Below are 22,433 nucleotides of genomic sequence, written 5' to 3'. Positions count from 1 at the left end.
GCCTCGCCGGCTACCGGGCGTCGACGGTCGCTCGGCGGAACTCGTCGGCCAGTCTCGGTGCGAGGTCGCCGCGAGACTCGACCTGCACCCGCTCCAGACCGAGCCACCGTGCCATCGCGCGGAGCTGCTCGGCGAGCGCGGACGCGACCCGCGGTGTGTCCCGACCCGGCTCGGCGAACGCGGAGCGGACCATCAGCGTGGCGTTCGGCCGGTCGGACTTGAGGTCGACCCTGGCGACGAGGGCGTCGTCGAGCAGGAACGGGAACACGTAGTAGCCGTGGATCCGCTTGTGTGCGGGCGTGTAGATCTCGAGGCGGTAACGGAATCCGAAGAGGCGCTCGGTGCGATCCCGGAAGAAGATCAGCGGGTCGAACGGGCACAGCAATGCCGCGGTGCTCGCCCGTCGCGGGACGACCAGGCCCGCCGGTGCGTAGGCCGTCGGCTCCCACCCGCGTACCCCGACCTCGTCGACCGTGCCCTCCTCCACGAGTTCGCGGAGCGCCGTACGCGACTGGACGGGTGAGAGCCGGTGGTAGTCACGGATGTCGGGCTCGGTGGCCACGCCGAGCGCGCGGACGGAGTTCGCGACGAGCCGCCGAACGGCGTCGGGCTCGTCGAGTTCGACGCCGCGTACCTCGTCCGGGACCACCCGCTCGGCCAGATCGTAGCGACGAATGAAGCCGTCGCGTCGCGACACTGCCAGCGCCCCGGCCGAGAAGAGTTGCTCACACACGGTTTTCGTATCGCTGTAATCCCACCAGGGGCCCTTGCGACCGGGCCGGGGCGTGCCGAGGAGACTCTCGATGTCGCCGGCACTGCTGGCACCGTTCCCGGCGACGACATCGAGGACGTCCTGTACCAGACGAGGGTTGCGCGTCAGGGCCTCGTCACCTCCGCGCCACCGGCCGTTGCGGTACCGGTGCATCCGCCACCTCATGAGCGGCCAGTCGGAGACCGGCATGAACGCCGCCTCGTGTGCCCAGTACTCCACCAGCAGCCGGGGCCGTCGCCGAGAGTCCGTCCAGGCCGCATCGTCGAGGAGCGAGCGGTCGTAGGCGCCCACGCGGCTGAACATGGGCATGTAGTGGGCACGTACGGCGACCGAGACGGAGTCGATCTGGAACACCCGGATCCGGTCCACGACGCGTTGGACGGTCCTCCGGGTCGGGGTGCTGCCGGAGGGCCCCGACCCGAAACCCTGGGAGGCCAACGCTGCCCGTCGTGCCGCAGCGACACTCATCTCACGCATCGGACAGCATCACCGCGACGGTGCCTCCGAGTTCCCGGCACTGCTCCCGAACGGCCCCGTCGACCCGGCCGGTGATCTCGAGGACCTCGGCGACCTGTTCCAGGCCGAGCCCGGACACGATCTTGCGCACGGAGGCGACCGCACCCGCGGTGTCGTTGTTGCCGTGCACCCACAACCCGAACGGACGGCCGGCCACCGCATCCAGAGACGGGTAGTAGACCGTGTCGAAGAAGTGCTTGAGAGCTCCCGACATGTAGCCGAAATTGGCCGACGTCCCGAACAGGTAGCCGTCGGCATCCAGGACATCGGGGATCGTGGCCGACAGCGCCGGTACCGAACGCACGTCCACCCCCTCGATATCCGGATGACGGGCACCGTCGAGTACCGCTTCCAGACACTCCCGGGTGGCCGGGGACGGCGTGTGGTGCACGACCAGCAGGGTCTTCATGACCCTCACCCTAGGTGTCCCCCACGACAGGGTTCCTACGTTCCGCCTTCGTCCCGTTCGAGGGCGACCGCACGCCGCATCGTCTCGCGTGCGCGGGTGCGGTCTCCCGCGTAGTCGTAGGCGCGAGCGAGCCGGTAGGAGTGGCGCCAATTGTCCGGGTCGGCCTCCCATTCGGCCTTCACCTGCGCGAACAGCGCGTCGGCGGCGTCCCGGCGGACCCGGCCCGAAGGCATCTTGGGCAGGTCCGTGACATCCAGTTCGAGGCCTTCCTCATGAATTCGGCGGGCCAGGTGCTGGTGGGCCAGTCCGGCGCGCAGGGTCGCGACGACGATCCAGACCCCGAGGACGGGCAGGATGAGTACGCCGATTCCGAGACCGACGGCGATGGGGTCGCCGTCGCGGATCAGGGCGATGCCGCGGTGGCCGAGGGCCACGAAGTAGAACCCGAGAATCGCGACGAGTACCGCGATGACGGCGACGACCCGGGTGACCGGGTTCTTCGGGGGCCGATTCTCCACGGGCCGGTTCTTCACAGGTCGAGGAACGGGTCGAGGCCGACGGTGAGCCCGGGGCGGTCCGCGATCTCCCGCACACCGAGCAGGACGCCGGGCGCGAACGAACTGCGGTCGATCGAATCGTGCCGGATCGTGAGCGTCTCCCCCTGCGTCCCGAGCAGGACTTCCTGGTGTGCGACGAGTCCCGCCAGGCGTACGGAGTGCACTCGTACACCGTCCACGTCGGCACCACGGGCGCCGTCGAGCTCGGTGCTGGTGGCATCCGGGCTGGGCGCACATCCGGCCTCGGCGCGTGCGGCGGCGACGAGTTCCGCGGTGCGGTACGCCGTGCCCGACGGAGCGTCGGCCTTGTTCGGGTGGTGCAGCTCGATGACCTCGACGGAGTCGAAGAAGCGGGCCGCGGCCGCGGCGAACCGCATCGACAGCACGGCGCCGATGGCGAAGTTCGGAGCAATGAGGACGCCGACGGCGGGGTGCGCGTCGAGCCACGACCGGACCCTGGCCAGCCGCTCGTCGTCGAAGCCGGTGGTACCGACCACCGCATGGATCCCGTGCTCGACGAGGAACCGCAGGTTGTCCATCACCACGTCCGGGTGCGTGAAGTCCACGACGACCTCGGTACCGGTCGAGACGAAGGTTTCCAGATCGTCGCCGCGGTCGACCTCGGCCACCAGCTCCAGATCCGCGGCGGCCGACACGGCCTCGCAGATCGCCCGACCGACCTTGCCCTCGGCTCCGAGAACGCCGACCTTGATGGGTGCCGATGCACTCACGTGTTCACTCCGTCCGTCACGATTGTTCGTCCGAAAGCCTACGCACCCCCGGCCGGCCACGGTGAGCCGGTGGAGAGGTGAGTCAGTCGAACACGATCACCTGACGAATCGCGTTCCCGTCCGCGAGCGCGTCCATCCCCGCATTGACGTCGTCGAGCCGGATCCGCGAGGTGATCAGCTTGTCCACCGGCAGCGAGCCCTCGCGCCAGAGCTGTTCGTATCGGGGGATGTCGCGTGCCGGGACCGCGGACCCGAGATAGCTGCCGACGATGGTCCGGGCCTGGGCGACCAGCGCGAGCGGGGAGATGCTCGCGCGGGCTTCGGGCGCGGGCAGCCCGACGGTGACCGTGCGCCCGCCGGGGGCGGTCGCCGCGATCGCGGCCTCGAATGCGCGGGCACTGCCGACCGCCTCGATCACCACCGGGGCGGTGAGCCCCTGCTCGACCACCTGCTCCGGAGTGACCGCGACGGTGGCGCCGAGTTCGCGTGCGAGATCGAGCTTCTCGGGAACGGCGTCGACACCGATGACGTCGCCGAGACCGAGCGACACCGCGGTGAGGACCGCCGCCATCCCCACCCCTCCGAGTCCGACGACCATCACCGCGTCACCCGCACGGGGAGCGCCCGCGTTGACGACGGCACCGCCACCGGTGAGCACCGCGCACCCCAGCACCGCCGCCACCTCGGGTGGGACGTCGGAACCGACTCGCACCACCGACCTGTGGTCGACGACGGCGTGGGTGGCGAACCCGGAGACGCCGAGGTGATGGTGCACCCGGTCGCCGTCGCGTCGTAGCCGACGCCCGCCGCTCAGCAGGGAGCCGTCGTTGTTGGCCGCGCTTCCCGACGTGCAGGGGACGGCCCCGTCGGTGGCGCACCCCGCGCACTCACCGCATCGTGGCAGGAACGTCATCACGACGCGGTCGCCGACGGCGAGGTCCGGGACGTCGGGTCCGAGTTCCTCGATCCGGCCCGCGGCCTCGTGGCCGAGCAGCATCGGCGTCGGACGTACCCGGTTGCCGTCCACGACCGACAGGTCCGAATGGCACAGACCCGCCGCCTCGATTCGGACGAGGATCTCTCCGGCGCCGGGGGGATCGAGGTCGAGCTCGGACACGGTGATCGGCCGCGACGACGCATACGGTCGGGTGCGGCCGATCTCCTCGAGTACTGCGCCGCGAATCCTCATGCCCCGAACTCCTTCCGGTGAACCGTGCGCCCGCCGCTAGCGGACGATACCGCGCACCGATGCGGGCAGGTCCCGGGCGCGGCGGTACGGACCGACGACCGCCGCTGCGAACGGGCGGCGCAACAGGGTGCGCGCGACCTTGCGCACCTCGTCCGAGGTGACCGCGTCGATCCGGGCGAGCGTCTCGGACACGCTGCGGTGATCGCCGTAGTTGAGTTCGCTGCGACCGATGCGGTGCATTCGTGACGCCGGATCCTCGAGGCCGAGCACCAGCGAGCCCCGCAACGATCCCTTGGCCCGCGCGCACTCGGCATCCGTGATGCCCTGGGATGCGACGTTCGCGAGTACCTCGCGGACGACGGTGGCGACCTCGCCGAGATTCTCGGGCTGGCATCCCGCGTACACCGAGAACGCGCCCGTGTCGGCGAAGGTGTCGACCCCCGAGTACACCGAGTAGGCCAGCCCACGGATCTCCCGGACCTCTTGGAACAGACGCGAACTGAGCCCGCCACCGACCGCGGTGTTGAGCACCGACAGCGCCCAGCGCTCGTCCTGGTGCCTGCCGAACGCGCGGACGCCGAGGGACAGGTGCGCCTGCTCCCCCTCGTGTGCGGTCACGCTGAGGGCCGGACTCGCGTTCGGTCGCCACCGACCTCCGCGGCGTGGCGCCGGGACGGCGTCGCGTTCCAGGCGACCGGAGAAGGCGCGCTGGACGAGTTCGACGGTGTGCTCGTGCTCGATGTTCCCGGCGACCGCCACCACGGTCCGCGGCGGTGTGTATCGCCGGACATGGAACGAGTGGAGTTGATTGCGGGTCATCGACTCGACCGACTCCACGGAGCCGATCACCGGCCGCCCCACCGGATGGTCACCGTAGAGCGCGGTGAGGAATGCGTCACCGAGCAGGTCTTCCGGATCGTCGTCGCGCATGGCGATCTCCTCGAGCACCACCTGCCGCTCGACGTCGACGTCCTCGGGTCGGCACAGTCCGTGCAGCACCACGTCGCTGACCAGTTCGACCGCCATCGGCAGGTCGTCGTCGAGCACGTGGGCGTAGAAGCAGGTGTGTTCCTTCGCGGTGAACGCGTTCAGCTCTCCACCGACGCCGTCCATCACCTGGGCGATGTCGAGTGCACTCCGGGACGGGGTGGCCTTGAACAGGAGGTGTTCGAGAAAGTGTGCGGCGCCGGCGACGTGGGGATGCTCGTCCCGAGAGCCCACACCCACCCAGATGCCGATCGAGGCGGACCGTACGCCCGGTACGTGTTCGGTGACCACCCGCAGGCCTCCGGGGAGGACGGTGCGGCGCACACCGCTGTCCGGGCCGGGGGCCTCGGCTGGTGCGGGCTGGACTGCAGCGGTGAATCGGCGGTGTGTGTCTGCCATGGGGTGGTTCTACGGTCCTCGACGCGAGCGGAGATGCGGTGAACGGCACACATTACACCTGCCGCACCGGTCGCCCACGCGGACTACCGTCGAGGACGTGACCCCGCCGTTCGTCGCGCTGCGTGAAACCCACACGTCGGTCCTGTTCTTCGTCGGAGATCGCGTCCACAAGATGAAGAAGCCACTGGACCTGGGGTTTCTCGACAACCGGGACCGCGCCACCCGTGAGGCCGCGTGTCACCGCGAAGTCGCGCTCAATCGGCGCCTCGCACCGGACGTGTACCTCGGCGTCGCGGACGTCTCGGGACCCGACGGCCGGCCGTGCGAGCACCTGGTCGAGATGCGCAGGCTTCCCGACGAGCGCCGGCTGTCCACCGTCCTCGACCGGGCGGACCCGCCGGTCGACGTCGTCGACGCGTTGGACGACGTCGCGCGCCAGGTGGCGCGGTTGCACGCGGAGGCCGCCACCGGTGGCGAGGTCGACCGCTGCGCCGAGCGGGAAGCGTTCGCGCGCCTGTGGGACCTCTCTCTCGATCATTTGGATCGACTGGACGCACCCGACGACGGTTGCCGCCCGCTCGGCGCCGCTCGTCTGCTGGCCGCCATCCGTGACGCCGCGAGGCAGTTCCTACACGGCCGGGCAGCACTGTTCGAGGCGCGCATCGCCGCAGGGCGTGCCCGCGACGGTCACGGCGATCTCCTCGCCGACGACATCTTCTGCCTCGACGACGGCGCCCGCATCATCGACTGCCTGGAGTTCGACGACGAGTTGCGCTTCGGGGACGTGTTCCTCGACATCGCCTTTCTCGCCATGGATCTCGAACGGGCGGGCCGTCCGGACCTGGCTCGGACTCTGCTCGTGCGCTACCGAGCGCTCACGGGAGACGAGTGTCCGCCCGCGCTGATCCACCACTTCGTGGCCTATCGCGCCACGGTACGGGCGAAGGTCGCCGCGCTTCGTTTCGGGCAGGGCGACGCCGATTCCCGCGACACCGCACTCGCACTCCTCGACCAGGCACGGAACAACCTGCGGCGGGGCACGATCCGGCTCGTGACGGTCGGCGGCCTGTCCGGCTCGGGCAAGACGGTCACCGCCGCGACCATCGGCGCGTTCCTCTCCGCACCGGTCCTGCGCTCGGACGTGATCCGCAAGGAGTCGGCCGGCCTGGACCCCCTCGTCGACGCCGCCTCACCCCCCGGGGAGGGCCTCTACTCGCGGGAGCGGACGGAGGCCACGTACGCCGCGATGCTGGCGCGTGCCGAGGAGACACTCACGCTCGGACGTTCCGTGGTGCTCGATGCGAGCTGGCTGTCCGCGCGCGACCGGGCACGTGCCGCCGACCTCGCCGCCCGCGTCGGCGCGGAGTTCGTGGAGATCGAATGTGCGGCGGACCGCGACGTGCGAATCAGGCGCGTCCTCGAACGCAGAGCCGCAGGGACCGACGCCTCGGACGCGACGCCGGACGTCCTGAGCGCGCAGGAGAGCACCCGCGACGAGTGGCCGTCCGCCACTGTTCTCGACACCACCGCAGGGGGACCGGCGCCGGACCAATGGCTCGACAGGACCGTCGGGCCGGCACCGTGGCCGATCGACCCGTCGTCACCACCCTCGACGCGAGGGGCGTGACCCGACCGACTCGTCCTTCTTCGCGGCGTCCCGGCTGCGATACACGATGTACGGGCGGAACAGGTAGCCGATCGGCGCGCTGAACACGTGGACCAGCCGGGTGAACGGCCACATCGCGAACAGCACCAGCGCGATCGTGACATGGACCTGATACGACAGTCCGGACTCGGCCATGAGATCGCCGCGCGGCTGGAAGATCCAGATCGAGCGGAACCACGGGGACACGGTCTCGCGGTAGTTGCCCTCGTCGCCGAAGGCACCGAGCACAGTGGTCGCGAGGCCGGCGACGATCGCGAGGAGCAGCACCAGATACATCAGCTTGTCGTTCCAGGTCGTCGCGAGGAAGACCGGCCCCTTCGTGCGCCTGCGGTACACGAGGATGGCGGCCCCGCCGAGTGTCGCGACTCCCGCGATGGTGCCGAGGACGAGGGCCTGGACGTGATAGGCGTGCTCGTCGATCCCGAGGGCATCGGTCCAGGACTGTGGGATCAGGAGCCCGATGACGTGACCGACGATCACCACCAGGATCCCGAAGTGGAACAGCGGGCTGCCGATCCGCAGCAGCCGGTGCTCGTACAGTTGCGAGGAACGCGTGGTCCAGCCGAACTTGTCGTAGCGGTACCGCCACCAGGTGCCCACCACGACGACCGCAAGCACCACATACGGGATGACGTCCCAATAGATTTCGGCCGCGGACATCTATCGACCCACCTCCTGGCGAGACAGGTCCGCGCTGCGCGGCGGAACGGTGAGGGTGAACGGCTCGAGACCCACCGCCTCGGCGGGCGGCCCCTCTCTGGCGAGCCGTCGGGCCCGCTCCTCCGCCCCTCCGGAACGGTCCGGAACGCTCGCGCAGACCGCGCCCAGGATGGGTGCGTAGGGCGACGCGTCCTCGTCGAGAACGAGCTGCAGCATCCGGAGAGCGGCCCGGTACTCGCCGAGCAGTGCCGCGCCCGCCTCGGGATCGACGGTGGCGGCGAATTCGAGGAGAACTGCCAGGTGGTCGGCCGACTCTCCCCGCGGCGCCCGTGTTCCCGCCTCCCGGTAGGCATCGGCGAAGCGCAGGATCTCCCGGCCGCGGTTGCGGGTGTCCCCTGCGGTCCAGTAGGTGAGGTAGAGGGTGCTGCGGCGGCGCAGATCGAACGTCTCGACGTAGCCGGTCTGCACCTGTGCCGAGGTGAGGGAACTCAGTTCCTCCCAGGCACGCAGGAGCGGGCGCGCCCTCGCAGTACTCGTTCCCGCCAGTATCTGCCGGACCGTGGCCAGGCGAGTCCGCCAGTCCTCGCCCGGGTAGTCCAGGAGCAGCGAGGAGGCCTGCCACACGAGCCGATCGTCGAGGGAGCGCCCGCGCGGGCGCCGCACCCTCATCGCCGCTCTCCCGTCCCCGTCGAACTGGGGAACATCCCGTCCGGGGTGCCCTTGCCGTCCCAGTTCAACAGGTTGACCCGGGACGGGTTGTCCTCACCCACGGAGATGTCCTCGCTTCCCTGCCGTTCACGCAGGGCGTGGAAGTTCTCCACGGCGACGGGTACCGGCTCGCCGCTCGCCTCGCCGAACGGTCCCGACCCGTACATTCCGGGACCTCCGTCGAAGTCCAGGGAACACTCGGTGGCGGTCTCCTCCAGCCGGTGCCCGTCCACCGCGTACGCCGTCGGGATCACGTACCGCTCCTCGTATTTCGCCAGTGCCAACAGGCGGTACATCTGGTAGACGTCCTCCTCCGACATACCGACGGACCGGGGAATGTGCGCCTGCGGCTCCCGTCCGAGGTTGATGTCGCGCATGTAGGAACGCATCGCCGCCAGCCGCCTCAGTACGGAGGCCACGACCTCGGTGTCCCCGGCGGTGAACATTGCGGCCAGGTACTCGATCGGGATCCGGAGCGCGTCGAGCGCACCGAACAAGTTCCCCAGTTCCTCGCCGTCGTGGCCGTCCCTGCTCACCGCATCGACCACGGGCGACAACGGCGGGACGTACCAGACCATCGGCATCGTCCGGAACTCCGGATGCAGGGGCAGCGCGACCCGGAAGTCCTTGATCAGCGCGTAGACCGGCGACCGGTGTGCCGCATCGATCCACTCGTCGGAGATGCCCTGTTCCCGTGCTCGGGCAACGACCTCGGGATCACGCGGATCCAGCAGGCAGTCCATGTGCGCCTCGTACAGGTCGGTCTCGCTCTCCACCGACGCCGCGGCCAGGACTGCGTCCGCGTCGTAGAGCACCAGACCGATGTAGCGCAGCCGACCGACACAGGTCTCGGCGCAGACCGTGGGCAGTCCCACCTCCACTCTCGGATAGCAGAACGTGCACTTCTCCGCCTTGCCGGTCTTGTGGTTGAAATACACCTTCTTGTAGGGGCATCCGGACACGCACATGCGCCAACCCCGGCACTTGTCCTGGTCGACGAGGACGATGCCGTCCTCGGTGCGCTTGTACATCGCCCCCGACGGGCACGACGCGACGCACGAGGGATTGAGACAGTGCTCGCAGATCCGCGGAAGGTAGAACATGAACGTCTGCTCGAGTTCGAGCCGAACGTCCTCGCTCACCTTCTTCAGAATCGGGTCTCCGGCGACGATCTCCGGTGAGCCGCCCAGATCGTCGTCCCAGTTCGCCGACCACTCCACCTTCATCGGCTGCCCGGAGATGAGGCTCCGCGGCGTCGCCACCGGCATGTGTTCCCCGAGAGGCGCGGTGGTGAGGTTCTCGTAGTCGTAGGTCCACGGCTCGTAGTAGTCCTCGATCGAGGGCATCTTCGGGTTCGCGAAGATCTTGGCCAGCTTCGCCAGCCGTCCGCCGTCCCGTAGCCGCAGCCGGCCCTTCCGGTCCCGAACCCACCCGCCGCGCCACTTCTCCTGGTCCTCGTACGTACGCGGATATCCCTGCCCGGGGCGGGTTTCGACATTGTTGAACCACACGTACTCGGTCCCCGAACGGTTCGTCCACGCCTGCTTGCACGTCACCGAACACGTGTGGCAGCCGATGCACTTGTCGAGGTTCATCACCATCGCCATCTGCGCCATGACCCGCATCAGTACGTCACCTCCTGGGAGCGTCGGCGCACGACGGTGACCTCGTCGCGCTGGTTTCCGGTCGGGCCGAGATAGTTGAAGGCGTAGGAGGTCTGTGCATACCCACCCGCGAGATGCGACGGCTTGACCAGCAACCTGGTCAGCGAGTTGTGGATACCTCCTCGCCGTCCCGTGGTCTCGGTGAGCGGCACGTCGATCGTGCGTTCCTGCGCGTGGTAGACGTAGACCACTCCGTCCGGCATCCGGTGCGACACCACGGCGCGGCACACGACGACGCCGTTGCGATTGACCGCCTCGACCCAGTCGTTGTCGCGGACCGCGATCTTCGCGGCATCCGCAGGCGACATCCACATCGTCGGCCCGCCACGCGAGAGCGACAGCATGAACAGGTTGTCCTGGTACTCGGAATGGATGGACCATTTGCTGTGCGGGGTCAGGTAGCGGACGGTCAGACCGATTCCGTCGCGGTTCTCACCGAGTGCGGTCTCCCCGAACAGCCGGTTCATGTCCAGCGGCGGCCGGTACACGGGCAGCTGCTCACCGAGTTCCTCGATCCAATCGTGGTCGAGGTAGAAGTGCATGCGGCCCGTGAGGGTGTGGAACGGCTTGAGTTCCTCGATGTTGACCGTGAACGGCGCGTATCGGCGCCCGCCGGTCTCGCTGCCGGACCATTCGGGACTGGTGATCACGGGAACCGGGCGGGCCTGGGTGTCCGCGAACGTGATCCGTCGCTCTTCACTGCCCTCGGCGAGATGTGCCAGGTTCCGGCCGGTCCGGCGTTCGAGTTCGCGGAAGCCCTCGACCGCGAGACGTCCGTTCGACGTTCCGGACAGCGTGAGGATCGTCTCGCACATCTTGTCGGCGGTGTCGAGGGCCGGGCGTCCGGCAGCGGCGCCGCTGCTCATCACCCCGCTCTTCGCTGCCAGTTCGGCGACCTCCGGCTCCGGGTGGGTGGTGACCCCTTTCGTGGTCAGACCGGCCTGCTCCACGAGTGGCCCCAGCGCCGCCCACTTCTCGGCGATCGCACCGTAGTCCCGTTCGACGACGGTGAGCGCGCCCATCGTCTTCCCCGGGACCGGAGCCTGTCCACTCGCACGCCAATCCGCCTCGCGCCCCGAGGGGTACGCCATCGCGCCGGGAGTGTCGTGCTGGAAGACTCCGAGCACTACATCCTTGCGGACACCGAGGTGCCGTCTCGCGAGCGCGCTGAAACTGCGGGCGACCGAACCGAACGCATCGAAGTCGGACCGCGTCTCCCACGGCGGGTCGATCGCCGGGGTGAAGGCGTGCACGTACGGATGCATGTCGGTGCTCGACAGATCGTGCTTCTCGTACCACGTCGCGGCCGGCAACACGACGTCGGACAGCAGCGTCGTCGATGTCATCCGGAAGTCGATGGACATGAGCAGGTCCAGCTTTCCCTCCGGGGCGCCGTCCCGCCAGCGCACCCCGGCGGGCCGCAGCTCCGCGGAGGTCTCCTCGGCCTGGAGGTTCGAGTCGGTCCCCAACAGGTGTCGGAGGAAGTACTCGTTTCCCTTGCTCGACGATCCGAGGAGATTCGCCCGCCACACGTTCAGCACCCGCGGCCAGTTGCGTGGATCGTCCGGGTCGGTGACCGCGAGATTCAGCCGGCCCTCGGCGAGTTCGCGGGCCACGTATTCGGCCGCGTCGGCACCGGAGCGCTCAGCATCGTCGGCGACGTCGAGGCTGGACCTGTCGAACTGGGGAAAGAACGGTGTCCAGCCCATCCCCGCCGCCGAGGCGAGCACATCCATCGTGTGCTTGTCCCGGAACCTGCCCCGCCCGAGCGGACTGGCCAAGGCATCCGCCCGGTAGCCGTCGTAACGCCACTGGTCCGTGTGGACGTACCAATAGGACGTTCCGGCCATCTGGCGCGGCGGGCGGGACCAGTCGGTGGCCATCGCCATCGTGGTCCATCCCGTGACGGGCCGGCACTTCTCCTGGCCGACGTAGTGCGCCCACCCACCACCGTTGCGTCCCATCGACCCGGTGAGCAACAGCAACGCCAGTACCGCGCGATAGGTGGCGTCCCCGTGGAACCACTGGCAGATCCCGGCGCCCATGACGATCATCGATCGTCCACCGGAATCGACTGCGTTGGTGGCGAATTCTCGGGCGATCCGAATCACCTGTGCGGCCGAGACTCCGGTGATCCGCTCCTGCCACGCGGGCGTATACGGCGTGTCCGGATCGTCGTACCCGGTAGGCCAGTGGCCGGGCAGGCCCGGCCGCGCGACACCGTACTGGGCCAGCAACAGGTCGAAGACCGTGCAGACCTCACGTCCGCCGACGCGCAGCACCGGAACTCCCCGCACCACCGACTCGCCTCGACCGTCCACCGTGTCGAAGGACGGCAGGTGCACTTCACGAGTCTCGCCGCGCCCCGAGACGGTCAGCGCCGCGACGATGTCACCGAGATCGAGATTCCACTTCCCGGCACCGTCCGGCCCGAAACGGAAGCCGAGGGAGCCCGGCGGCACCACGACCTCCCCGGTGGCGCCGTCGAGCAGCACCGGCTTGAACCGGGCGTTCTCTCCCTCCTCACCGAGATCGGAGGCGGTGAGGTTCTTCCCGGCCACGAGCCGACCGTCCCGCTCCTCGAGCGCGACCAGGAACGGCAGATCCGTGAACTGCCGCACGTAGTCGACGAAGAACGCCTCCCGGCGGCGGACGAAGAACTCCGAGAGAATCACGTGTCCCATCGCCATGGCCATCGCCCCGTCGGTGCCTGCCGCGCACGGCATCCACTCGTCCGCGAACTTGGTGTTGTCGGCGTAGTCCGGACTGACCGCGACGACCTTGGTCCCGCGATAGCGGACCTCGGCCATCCAGTGCGCGTCGGGCGTCCTCGTCACCGGGACGTTCGAGCCCCACATCATCAGGTACGACGCGTCCCACCAGTCCCCTGATTCGGGAACGTCGGTCTGGTCGCCGAACACCTGGGGTGAGGCCACCGGCAGGTCGGCGTACCAGTCGTAGAACGAGGTCATCACCCCACCGATCAACTCGACGAAACGCGATCCGGCCGCGTGCGAGGCCATCGACATCGCCGGGATCGGGGAGAACCCGGCGACCCGGTCGGGACCGTACGTCGCGATGGTGTGGACGTGGGCAGCGGCGATCATCTCGGTCGCCTCCGCCCACGAGACCCGGATCAGCCCACCCTTGCCGCGTGCCCGCTGATATCTCCGACGGCGCTCGGGATCGGACTGGATGTCCGCCCAGGCGAGAACCGGATCGCCGAGCCGTCCCTTCGCCTCGCGGTACATCTCCACCAGCACCCCACGGGCGTAGGGATAGCGGACTCGCGTCGGGGAGTACGTGTACCAGGAGAACGCGGCGCCGCGCGGGCACCCGCGCGGTTCGTACTCGGGCCGGTCGGGGCCCACCGAGGGATAGTCGGTTTCCTGTGTCTCCCAGGTGATCACACCGTCCTTGACATAGATCTTCCATGAGCACGAGCCCGTGCAGTTCACCCCGTGGGTGGAGCGGACCACCTTGTCGTGGCTCCAACGGTCGCGATAGAACATGTCACCGGCGCGGCCGCCTTCCCGTTCCACGGTGCGCAGATCGTCCGAGATCCGCCCCGGCGTGAAGAACCGCCCGCTGGAGACGAGCAGATCCTCGATCGGGCCTCCGATGTGCGTATCAGCCATCTGCGCTCCTCAGGTCTTCGTCCGTGCGGGCTCGTGCGCGCCGAGTCGGAACACCGTGTACAGGAATGCCGCGAACGCCGTCGCGGCGAGCAGCAGCAATCCGAACGTGTAGTCCTCACCGACCGTGTCGTACGTCGCTCCCATCACCAGAGGTGGGAAGTAGCCCCCGACTCCGCCCGCGGCAGCGACGATTCCGGTGACCGATCCGACGCTGTTGCCAGGGGCACGGCGGGCCACCCAGGCGAACACACCGCCGGTGCCCACTCCGAGGAACAGTGCCATCGCGGTGAAGGTGACCGCCGACCAGAAGTCCGGCGGTGGTTCGAGTGTCGCGACCACGGCCATGGCGGCGGTGCCACCGAGCGACACCAGCACCACGTACTTCGGTGGGATGCGATCCGAGAGCGCGCCGCCGACAGGCCTGGCGATCACCGCCGCGAGCGCGAACGCCGCCGTACGGCTTCCGGCGTCGACGGTGGTGAAATCGTAGATCGCCTTGATGTAGGTCGGCAGGTAGTTGCTGAACGCGACGAACCCGCCGAACACGATGGCGTAGAGGAAGGACATCTCCCACGTGACCCGCAGTTTCGCTGCCGCCGCCAGTTTGGGAAGCACCGGATCGGTGTTGGGGGTGAACGCCGGCGCCTCCCGCATGACTGCCACGCACACGAGTGCGGTGACGGCGAGTGCGATCGCGACGACCACGTGGGTCGTCATCAGTCCGAACCAGTCGACGAACCGCGGCGTGAAGAAGGCCGACAACGCGGTGCCGACCATGCCCATCCCGAACACGCCGGTCGCGAAACCGCGGCGCGAGGCGTCGTACCAGTTGTTCGCGAACGGGATACCCACGGCGAAGACGGTTCCCGCGATGCCGAGGAAGAAGCCGAAGACCAGCAGCAGCACGTAGGAGTCGATCGACCCGGCGAAACCCACCGCGAGAACGGGCAGGATCGACGCGACCGAGATCGCGATGAACATCGTGCGCCCGCCGTAGCGGTCGGTCAGGGCACCGACGACGATGCGTCCGAGTGAGCCCACGAGGATCGGCATCGCCACCATCACCGAGGCCGAGGTCGCGTCGAGCGACAGACGCTCCGAGTACGGCGTGGACAACGGGCCGATCATGTTCCAGGCCCAGAAGTTGATGGCCGACACCCAGGTTGCCAGGAGTAGGTTGAGGGTCTGACCCTTACGCGTGTTCACGGCGGGCGCAGTGCTCACCTGTTCAGGGAACCACCGAACACTGTCGGCCAGGGCAGATTTCGCCGAAAACGAGCCGACCTGGGCCCGAATCACCCGTCGGAGATTCGGCGGACCGTACGGTCAGCGGATCGCGGTGACCGCTCGGACCGCACCGTCACCGTGGTCGCGGCGCTCACCCACCGCGACGAGCAACCCGACGCTGTCGAGCAATGCGCACGTGGCGTCGACGGCGTCCTCCGCCTGGACGAGGACGAACTTGCCCCGCTCGGCGAGCAGTGCCGGGACCTGGTTGCACAGGCGTTCGAGGCGCTCGGGATCCGCGGTCGGCCCGGCCAGGATCAGATCGAATTCGAGGGTTCGGACGGGTTCGGCCAGATCGCCGCACACCACGCGCACGGTCTGTCGGTTGAGTTTCGCGTTGAGCCACGTGGTCATCGCGCCACGATGCGATCGATCCACGGCAGTCACCCAGCCCGCGCCGGCAGAGCATGCCCGCACACTGAGCACACCGGTACCCCCGCAGAGGTCGAGCACCCGGGTCCCGGGCCCCAGTGATTCGGACTCGAGCAGTTCCCCGAGGAGGCGCGCAGTCGTCTCGGGCCGCCCCACGCCCGGCATACGAAGCAACATCGTCCACTCCTCTACCCCATGTGGTCATTCGTCGCCCCGACTGGATCGACGCGGCGGCTGCCTCGTCGGAGACCGCGCGCGTCCTCTACCAGGCGACCAGGGAGCGCGCCCGGATGCAAGCCCCCGCGCCCGAGTTCACCGGATGTTCGCCCACGATGCCGCGCGGAGACGTCGAGGAAATGAGACACGACACATCCCGGACGCAGAGAGACCCCGCACACACTGGGTGTGCGGGGTCTCTCTGCATGCCGACCGGCCCCGGAACGCGGGGCAGGGCAGGTTTCCTACTCGGTAGCTTCCGCAGCCTCCGCCTCGGCAGCGGGAGCCTCCGCGGTGGAATCCGCGTTCTCCTCGACCGGGACGAGGGAGATCTTGCCGCGGTTGTCGATATCGGCGATCTCCACGCGGATCTTGGATCCGACGCTCACCACGTCCTCGACCTTGGCGATGCGCTTGCCGCCGCCGAGCTTGCTGATGTGCACCAATCCGTCACGACCGGGCAGCAACGACACGAACGCACCGAACGCGGTCGTCTTGACGACCGTGCCGAGGAACCGCTCGCCCACCTTCGGCAACTGCGGGTTCGCGATGGCGTTGATCTTGTCGATCGCCGCCTGCGCGGACAGGCCGTCCGCGGCACCGACGAACACGGTGCCGTCGTCCTCGATGGAGATGCTCGCGCCGGTCTCCTCGGTGATCGAGTTGATCATCTTGCCCTTGGGGCCGATGACCTCACCGATCTTGTCGACGGGAACCTTGATCGTGGTGATCCGCGGTGCGTACGGGCTCATCTCGTCGGGTGCGTCGATGGCCTCGGCCATGACCTCGAGAATCGTGGTGCGCGCATCCTTGGCCTGCGACAACGCTCCCGCGAGCACCTGCGAGGGGATACCGTCGAGCTTGGTGTCCAACTGCAGCGCGGTGACGAAGTCCTTGGTCCCGGCGACCTTGAAGTCCATGTCCCCGAACGCGTCCTCGGCACCGAGGATGTCGGTGAGGGCCACGTAGCGGGTCTCTCCGTCGACCTCGTCGGAGACGAGTCCCATCGCGATGCCCGCGACCGGCGCCTTGAGGGGAACACCGGCGTTGTACAGCGACAGGGTCGAGGCACAGACCGAACCCATGGACGTCGAGCCGTTGGAGCTGAGCGCCTCGGACACCTGACGGATCGCGTACGGGAACTCCTCGACGCTGGGCAGCACCGGGACGAGCGCGCGCTCGGCGAGGGCACCGTGGCCGATCTCGCGCCGCTTGGGCGATCCGACGCGGCCGGTCTCACCGGTCGAGTACGGCGGGAAGTTGTAGTGGTGCATGTACCGCTTGGACTTCTCCGGCCCGAGCGAGTCGATCTGCTGCGCCATCTTGACCATGTCCAGGGTGGTGACGCCCAAGATCTGGGTCTCGCCCCGCTCGAACAGCGCGCTGCCGTGGGTACGCGGGATGACCGCGACCTCGGCGGACAGCGACCGGATATCGGTGATGCCGCGGCCGTCGATGCGGAACTGGTCACGGAGGATCCGCTGACGCACCAGCTTCTTGGTCAGCGAGCGGAACGCCGCGCCGATCTCCTTCTCGCGGCCGGCGAACTTCTCCTCGAGGGAGACGAGCACCTCGCCCTTGATCTCGTCCGTGCGGTCGTCACGCTCCTGCTTGCCCGCGATGGTGAGCGCCTCGGCCAGCTTGCCACCGGCCACCGACTCGACCGCCTCGTAGGCGTCGGCCTCGTAGGCGGGGAACACCGGGTACTCACCGGTCGGCTTGGCGGCCTTCGACGCGAGAGCCGACTGCGCCGCGCACAGACGCGCGATGAACGGCTTGGCCGCCTCGAGGCCCTCGGCCACGATCGCCTCGGTCGGCGCCTGCGCGCCACCCTCCACGAGGGAAATCACGTTGTCGGTGGCCTCGGCCTCGACCATCATGATCGCGACATCGGCGTCCGCACCCGAACCGGCGACGACTCGACCCGCGACGACCATGTCGAACACGGCGTTCTCGAGCTGCTCGACGGTCGGGAACGCAACCCACTGACCCGCCGGGTTCTCCGGGGACGTGATCAGCGCGACGCGCACACCGCCGACCGGGCCGGAGAACGGCAGGCCGGCGATCTGGGTGGATGCCGACGCGGCGTTGATCGCGACGACGTCGTAGAGATCCTGCGGATCCAGGCTCATCACCGTGACGACGACCTGGATCTCGTTGCGGAGTCCGTCGACGAACGACGGGCGCAGGGGCCGGTCGATCAGGCGACAGGTGAGGATCGCGTCGGTGGAGGGGCGGCCCTCGCGGCGGAAGAACGAACCGGGAATCCGGCCCGCGGCGTACATACGCTCCTCGACGTCCACCGTGAGGGGGAAGAAGTCGAAGTGCTCCTTGGGGTGCTTGCTGGCGCTGGTCGCCGACAGGAGCATGGTCTCGTCGTCCAGGTAGGCGACGACCGCTCCGGCAGCCTGCTGGGCCAGCCGACCGGTCTCGAACCGGAGGGTCCGGGTCCCGAAGGACCCGTTGTCGATGACGGCGGTGGCTTCGTAGACACCCTCGTCGATCTCGACTACTGCATTTTCTGTCATCTTCGTCTTTTCTCTTCGTCTCGTCTTCCGGGCCCGGCCCACGCGGGGAAACACCACTTCCGCTGCGGCGGCCATCGATCGAAGTTGCCGGGAGGCTCTACTCCCGCACCGGGGCACTGCCCTGCGATGCGAGTTTCGGCTTCCGGCAACCACTACCGAGGACCGACCAGCTGGTTGGGGCCCGAGAACTGCACATGCGCCGGAAACCGCCTTCGGAGGCGTTTCGGCGCGGGCGGGGCGATGCACCCTCTCGGCAGAGTGGCTACCACCGCTGAGGATCACCCGCAAACCCCCACGAACACTACCAGCCGAGGGACCCGGTTCCGTCCGATCCGCGCATGTCGGCTCCCCCGGATGCCGCAATGCCCGCCTCCCCTGACGGAGAGACGGGCATTGCGGAAGAACGCAGAAGCACTCAGCGACGCAGGCCGAGACGCTCGATCAGCGTGCGGTAACGCGCGATGTCGACCTTCTGGACGTACTTGAGCAGCCGGCGACGACGGCCGACCAGCAGCAGCAGACCACGACGCGAGTGGTGATCGTGCTTGTGCTCCTTGAGGTGCTCGGTGAGTCCGACGATGCGCTTGGTGAGCAGTGCCACCTGCGCCTCCGGCGAACCGGTGTCGGTCTCGTGCAGGCCGTACTCGGTGAGGACCTGCTTCTTCTCTTCGGTGGTCAGAGCCACGTGTTCACTCCTGGTGATGACGTTCGCGTGCAAGGATCGAAACTCGGCGCAGCCACCGCGAACCGCAGCACACGCCAACCGAGCATCCTACCAGCCGTGCGGCGAGCCGATTCCCCGGCGGGGGCGCTCAGCCACCGGCCTCGGACAGCGCGCGGCGGGCGTCCACCGCGTCCTCGCCCATCTGTTCCACGAGGGCGTCGACGGAATCGAACTTGGTCATCCCTCGCAGCCGAGCGACGAAGTCCACCGCCACGTGCTGGCCGTACAGGTCCGCCTCGCCGTCGAGGACGAACGCCTCGACGGTGCGGGCGCGTCCGGAGAACGTGGGATTGGTCCCCACCGACACGGCGGCCATGTACCGCTCGCCCGGGATCACCGAACCGAGTTTCTCCCCGTGCCCGAGAACGGTGAACCAGGCCGCGTAGACCCCGTCCGCGGGAATGGCCGAGTGCATGGGCGGCGCCACGTTGGCCGTCGGGAAGCCGAGTTGCTTGCCGCGACCGTCGCCGTGGACGACGACGCCCTCCACTCGATGCGGGCGGCCGAGCGCCTCGTTGGCCGCCGCCATGTCACCGGCGTCCACGCAGGCGCGGATGTAGGTCGAGGAGAACGTCACGGCGTGTTCACCGAGCAGCGTCACCCCGTCCACCGCGAAACCGAACCGGGAGCCGATCCGGCGCAGCAGGTCCACGTTTCCCGCCGCCTTCTTGCCGAACGTGAAGTTCTCCCCCACCACGACTTCCGCGACGTGCAGGCGCTCGACGAGGATCTCGTGCGCGTACCGCTCGGGGGTGAGCTTCATGAACTCGGCCGTGAACGGCATCACGCAGAACACGTCGATGCCCAGTTCCTCGGCCAGCTCGGCCCGCCTGGCCAGGGTCGTCAACTGGGCGGGGTGACTGCCCGGACGTACCACTTCCATCGGGTGCGGATCGAAAGTCATGAGCACACTGGGAATTCCGCGCTCGTGCGCCGCCTCGACCGCGCGACTGATCAGTTGCGCGTGCCCACGGTGGACACCGTCGAACACGCCGATCGTGAGCACGCACCGACCCCAGTCGGCAGGAACCTCGTCGAGACCACGCCATCTCAGCACGAGTGGAAGCCTACGGCGTGAGCGCCGGATGGTCACGTCGGGATCGCGGGTGAACCGCTCGGGTGAGCGTGCGTAGCCTAAGCTCGCTGTGTGAGTCCGCACCGTACCGACCGCTCACCGGCCGCCACGCCGGCGAGCGCAGACACCCTGACGCCGGTGGCCCAGGACTACCTGAAGGTCATCTGGACCGTCCAGGAGTGGTCCCAGGAACGGGTCTCGACCAAGCTGCTCGCCGAGAAGATCGGGGTCTCCGCCTCGACCGTGTCCGAGGCCGTCCGTAAGCTCGCCGACCAGGGCCTCGTCGACCACGCGCGGTACGGCTCGATCGAGCTCACCGAGGCAGGCCGAGTCGCCGCCGTCGGAATGGTGCGGCGGCACCGGCTGATCGAGACGTACCTGGTCAACGAACTCGGCTACGGCTGGGACGAGGTGCACGACGAGGCCGAGGTTCTCGAGCACGCGGTGTCCGACCTGATGATCGCGCGCATGGATGCCAAACTCGGGCACCCCGAACGGGACCCGCACGGCGACCCGATCCCCGCGGTCGACGGTTCGGTCCCCACTCCGCCCGCGCGTCAGCTCAGCGAGTTCGCCGGGGGCGAGAGCGGGCGGATCGCGCGGATCTCGGACTCCGACCCCGAGATGCTTCGCTACTTCGATTCGGTCGGCGTCGCCCTCGACGTGCAGGTCGAGATTCTGGAACGACGGGACTTCGCGGGCACGATCTCGGTGCGCATCGGCGATGCCGAAACAACCATCGACCTGGGAAATCCGGCGGCACAAGCCATCTGGCTGGTGTGACGGCTCGCCGTCGTCGTCGCGGCGACCGCCGCGAACGGATCCGGAACAAGCCTTGAATCGAACAGCTGTGCGAGATAATGTGTGTGTATGGGGTATCAGGGGGATCGTTTCCGGGAACGGACCACTCGTGAGTTGTTGTGTGACGCTGTCGCGTTGAGCGCGAAGATCGCGGTGTGGGAGGCGCAGCGGGTGGCTGTGGTCGCCGAGGTGGAACGTCGGTGTACGCGGGAGGATCACGGGTTCGCGTCGACGAAGGGGTGGTTGTCGTCGGTGACGGTGGTGTCGCCGGGTGCGGCGGGGCGGATCGTGGAACTCGGTGCCGGGTTGGCCGAGCATCCCGCGGTAGCGGAGGCGTTCGATGAAGGTCGGATCGCGTTCGAGCACGCGTTGCTGATCGTCCGGTTCTGCACGAAGCCCCCGAAAGGCATGCCCGCGGAGGCACTACCGGGGTGTGTGGCGGCGTTGCTGGCGGCGGCGGACGGGCCGTTGGCGCGTACCGACGGAGTCCGCATGGCGATTGCGAAGTTGGAGGCGATCTTCGAAACCGACGACCAGCCCGCCAGTGAGGACACCGACCGTAACGAGCTGTACGTGTCGAAGACGTTGAATGGTCGGGTCGCGATTCGTGGTGACGTGGACGCAGTGACCGGGGAGATGCTGCTGACCGCCCTGTCGAAATACTCGGCCCCACAGCCCGCATCTGAGGGAACGCCGGATGCTCGTGCGCCGCGGCAGCGCCGCGCGGACGGACTCACCCAGTTGTTGTCGATGCTGCTCGCGTTCGGCGATCTGGGCGTCGAGGGCGGTGAGCGTCCGCACCTGTCGGTACACGTACATGCGCGGGATCTGGGTCAGGACCGGCGGGAAGAGTATGCCCGCCGACATGCCGGCGCGGGTGCCACGGCGAACACGCGGCCCCCGCAGGACCCCCACCACCCGGACAACACGGACAGCACCGACAGCACCGACAGCACGGACGACGCGGATGACACGGACGGCTCGGATGACACGGACGACCTGACTGATCTCGCGGATCGGCGGGGTATCGCGTGGTCGCCGTGGATGGGGCCACTGACCATCAACACCGCCCGCCTCCTCGGCTGCGACGCGAACGTCACCGCGATCGTGCTCGACGAGCACGGCGCCCCACTGAGTGTGGGACGCACCCGCCGCACCGTCACCAGGGCCCAACGCACAGCGCTCGCTGCCCGCGACGGTGGCTGCGCCTTCCCCGGCTGCGGAGCCACCGCCGCCTGGTGCGAGGGCCACCACATCAGGCATTGGGCGGACGGCGGACCCACCGACCTCGACAACCTCGTGTTGCTCTGCGGCACCCACCACCGACTACTCCACACCACGGACTGGGAAGTGACGATCGGCAAGACCAGGCACCCGGTATTCACCCCACCGATCGGTGTCGGCCCCGTCGGCACTTGCGGTTCCGCACTCCGGGAAAATCGCCACCGCAGCGTCGGTCATCGGGTCAGCTCACCGGCACCGGTGCCCTGACCCCGATACCGGATCACGCACTCGGAGAGAGGATCGCGAGAGA

18 protein-coding genes are annotated in these 22,433 nt (G+C 68.5%); 3 read left to right on the top strand and 15 right to left on the bottom strand.

All coding sequences use genetic code 11. The annotated features are described in order from the left end of the window. Window positions 1–10: 10 nt before the first annotated feature. The 6 genes from G4H71_RS19550 to G4H71_RS19525 all read right to left on the bottom strand — a co-directional run bounded on the left by G4H71_RS19550 (window position 11) and on the right by G4H71_RS19525 (window position 5,560). Window positions 11–1,249, bottom strand: coding sequence for a winged helix-turn-helix domain-containing protein (locus G4H71_RS19550; RefSeq protein WP_072738718.1), 1,239 nt, complete (start codon window positions 1,247–1,249; stop codon window positions 11–13). Continuing rightward, entirely contained in the window at window positions 1,242–1,697 is a 456-nt protein-coding gene (locus G4H71_RS19545) for a flavodoxin family protein (protein ID WP_072738719.1), read from the bottom strand. Before G4H71_RS19545 ends, G4H71_RS19550 begins: the two co-directional genes overlap by 8 nt. A 35-nt stretch (window positions 1,698–1,732) precedes the next feature. Then, on the bottom strand, window positions 1,733–2,215 hold the full coding sequence (locus G4H71_RS19540) for a hypothetical protein (RefSeq protein ID WP_072738767.1): 483 nt from the start codon (window positions 2,213–2,215) through the stop codon (window positions 1,733–1,735). Window positions 2,216–2,226: 11 nt separating this feature from the next. Then, on the bottom strand, window positions 2,227–2,985 hold the full coding sequence (gene dapB / locus G4H71_RS19535; RefSeq protein WP_072738720.1) for a 4-hydroxy-tetrahydrodipicolinate reductase: 759 nt from the start codon (window positions 2,983–2,985) through the stop codon (window positions 2,227–2,229). Between the two features lie 82 nt (window positions 2,986–3,067). Continuing rightward, the gene (locus G4H71_RS19530; protein ID WP_072738721.1) at window positions 3,068–4,174 is read right to left on the bottom strand and encodes an alcohol dehydrogenase catalytic domain-containing protein; all 1,107 of its coding nucleotides are present in this window, start codon (window positions 4,172–4,174) and stop codon (window positions 3,068–3,070) included. A gap of 36 nt (window positions 4,175–4,210) precedes the next feature. After that, complete coding sequence (locus G4H71_RS19525) at window positions 4,211–5,560, bottom strand: M16 family metallopeptidase (RefSeq protein ID WP_072738722.1); 1,350 nt, start codon at window positions 5,558–5,560, stop codon at window positions 4,211–4,213. Window positions 5,561–5,657: 97 nt separating this feature from the next. Between G4H71_RS19525 and G4H71_RS19520 the strand changes: the two genes are divergently transcribed. Next, window positions 5,658–7,187: a bifunctional aminoglycoside phosphotransferase/ATP-binding protein gene (locus G4H71_RS19520; protein WP_072738723.1), complete on the top strand. Its 1,530-nt coding sequence runs from the start codon at window positions 5,658–5,660 to the stop codon at window positions 7,185–7,187. Here G4H71_RS19520 and narI read toward each other — a convergent pair. From narI to G4H71_RS19475, 9 genes are all read right to left on the bottom strand, one after another. Further along, window positions 7,161–7,886, bottom strand: coding sequence for a respiratory nitrate reductase subunit gamma (gene narI, locus G4H71_RS19515; protein ID WP_072738724.1), 726 nt, complete (start codon window positions 7,884–7,886; stop codon window positions 7,161–7,163). The genes G4H71_RS19520 and narI overlap by 27 nt on opposite strands. Further along, window positions 7,887–8,555, bottom strand: a complete 669-nt coding sequence (narJ, locus tag G4H71_RS19510; protein ID WP_072738725.1) for a nitrate reductase molybdenum cofactor assembly chaperone — start codon at window positions 8,553–8,555, stop codon at window positions 7,887–7,889. Further along, complete coding sequence (gene narH / locus G4H71_RS19505) at window positions 8,552–10,219, bottom strand: nitrate reductase subunit beta (RefSeq protein WP_072738726.1); 1,668 nt, start codon at window positions 10,217–10,219, stop codon at window positions 8,552–8,554. The genes narJ and narH overlap by 4 nt, the downstream gene beginning before the upstream one ends. Then, a complete protein-coding gene (locus G4H71_RS19500) occupies window positions 10,219–13,896 on the bottom strand; it encodes a nitrate reductase subunit alpha (protein WP_072738727.1) in 3,678 nt (1,225 codons plus the stop codon). Before G4H71_RS19500 ends, narH begins: the two co-directional genes overlap by 1 nt. Window positions 13,897–13,905: 9 nt before the next feature. Continuing rightward, window positions 13,906–15,120 (bottom strand): nitrate/nitrite transporter, encoded by a 1,215-nt coding sequence (locus G4H71_RS19495; RefSeq protein ID WP_072738728.1) that lies wholly within the window; start codon window positions 15,118–15,120, stop codon window positions 13,906–13,908. Between the two features lie 102 nt (window positions 15,121–15,222). Continuing rightward, window positions 15,223–15,732, bottom strand: coding sequence for a 50S ribosomal protein L11 methyltransferase (locus tag G4H71_RS19490; RefSeq protein ID WP_083343200.1), 510 nt, complete (start codon window positions 15,730–15,732; stop codon window positions 15,223–15,225). Between the two features lie 284 nt (window positions 15,733–16,016). Next, the gene (locus G4H71_RS19485; RefSeq protein ID WP_072738730.1) at window positions 16,017–18,299 is read right to left on the bottom strand and encodes a polyribonucleotide nucleotidyltransferase; all 2,283 of its coding nucleotides are present in this window, start codon (window positions 18,297–18,299) and stop codon (window positions 16,017–16,019) included. A 415-nt stretch (window positions 18,300–18,714) separates the two neighbouring features. Next, window positions 18,715–18,984 carry a 30S ribosomal protein S15 gene (rpsO, locus tag G4H71_RS19480; RefSeq protein ID WP_072738768.1) on the bottom strand — a complete coding sequence of 90 codons (270 nt, stop codon included), beginning with the start codon at window positions 18,982–18,984 and terminating at the stop codon, window positions 18,715–18,717. Between the two features lie 127 nt (window positions 18,985–19,111). Beyond that, on the bottom strand, window positions 19,112–20,080 hold the full coding sequence (locus G4H71_RS19475; protein ID WP_139183306.1) for a bifunctional riboflavin kinase/FAD synthetase: 969 nt from the start codon (window positions 20,078–20,080) through the stop codon (window positions 19,112–19,114). 90 nt (window positions 20,081–20,170) lie between these two features. On the opposite strand from G4H71_RS19475, the gene G4H71_RS19470 reads away from it, so the two are divergent. After that, window positions 20,171–20,881 carry a metal-dependent transcriptional regulator gene (locus tag G4H71_RS19470; protein ID WP_072738732.1) on the top strand — a complete coding sequence of 237 codons (711 nt, stop codon included), beginning with the start codon at window positions 20,171–20,173 and terminating at the stop codon, window positions 20,879–20,881. Window positions 20,882–20,968: 87 nt separating this feature from the next. After that, on the top strand, window positions 20,969–22,390 hold the full coding sequence (locus G4H71_RS22715; RefSeq protein WP_246441962.1) for an HNH endonuclease signature motif containing protein: 1,422 nt from the start codon (window positions 20,969–20,971) through the stop codon (window positions 22,388–22,390). Window positions 22,391–22,433 lie beyond the last annotated feature (43 nt).

This window comes from Rhodococcus triatomae (assembly GCF_014217785.1).
Taxonomy (GTDB): domain Bacteria; phylum Actinomycetota; class Actinomycetes; order Mycobacteriales; family Mycobacteriaceae; genus Rhodococcus_F; species Rhodococcus_F triatomae.
The sequence above is the reverse complement of the archived record's forward strand: the minus strand, read 5'-3'. Positions and strand labels throughout refer to the sequence as shown.

Excerpts from the sequence above, each read along its gene's own strand:
- G4H71_RS19550 (WP_072738718.1), bottom strand. The coding sequence starts at position 1,249 with ATGCGTGAGATGAGTGTCGCTGCGGCACGACGGGCAGCGTTGGCCTCC.
- G4H71_RS19545 (WP_072738719.1), bottom strand. The coding sequence starts at position 1,697 with ATGAAGACCCTGCTGGTCGTGCACCACACGCCGTCCCCGGCCACCCGG.
- G4H71_RS19530 (WP_072738721.1), bottom strand. The coding sequence starts at position 4,174 with ATGAGGATTCGCGGCGCAGTACTCGAGGAGATCGGCCGCACCCGACCG.
- G4H71_RS19525 (WP_072738722.1), bottom strand. The coding sequence starts at position 5,560 with ATGGCAGACACACACCGCCGATTCACCGCTGCAGTCCAGCCCGCACCA.
- narI (WP_072738724.1), bottom strand. The coding sequence starts at position 7,886 with ATGTCCGCGGCCGAAATCTATTGGGACGTCATCCCGTATGTGGTGCTT.
- narJ (WP_072738725.1), bottom strand. The coding sequence starts at position 8,555 with ATGAGGGTGCGGCGCCCGCGCGGGCGCTCCCTCGACGATCGGCTCGTG.
- narH (WP_072738726.1), bottom strand. The coding sequence starts at position 10,219 with ATGCGGGTCATGGCGCAGATGGCGATGGTGATGAACCTCGACAAGTGC.
- G4H71_RS19500 (WP_072738727.1), bottom strand. The coding sequence starts at position 13,896 with ATGGCTGATACGCACATCGGAGGCCCGATCGAGGATCTGCTCGTCTCC.
- G4H71_RS19490 (WP_083343200.1), bottom strand. The coding sequence starts at position 15,732 with ATGTTGCTTCGTATGCCGGGCGTGGGGCGGCCCGAGACGACTGCGCGC.
- G4H71_RS19485 (WP_072738730.1), bottom strand. The coding sequence starts at position 18,299 with ATGACAGAAAATGCAGTAGTCGAGATCGACGAGGGTGTCTACGAAGCC.
- G4H71_RS22715 (WP_246441962.1), top strand. The coding sequence starts at position 20,969 with ATGGGGTATCAGGGGGATCGTTTCCGGGAACGGACCACTCGTGAGTTG.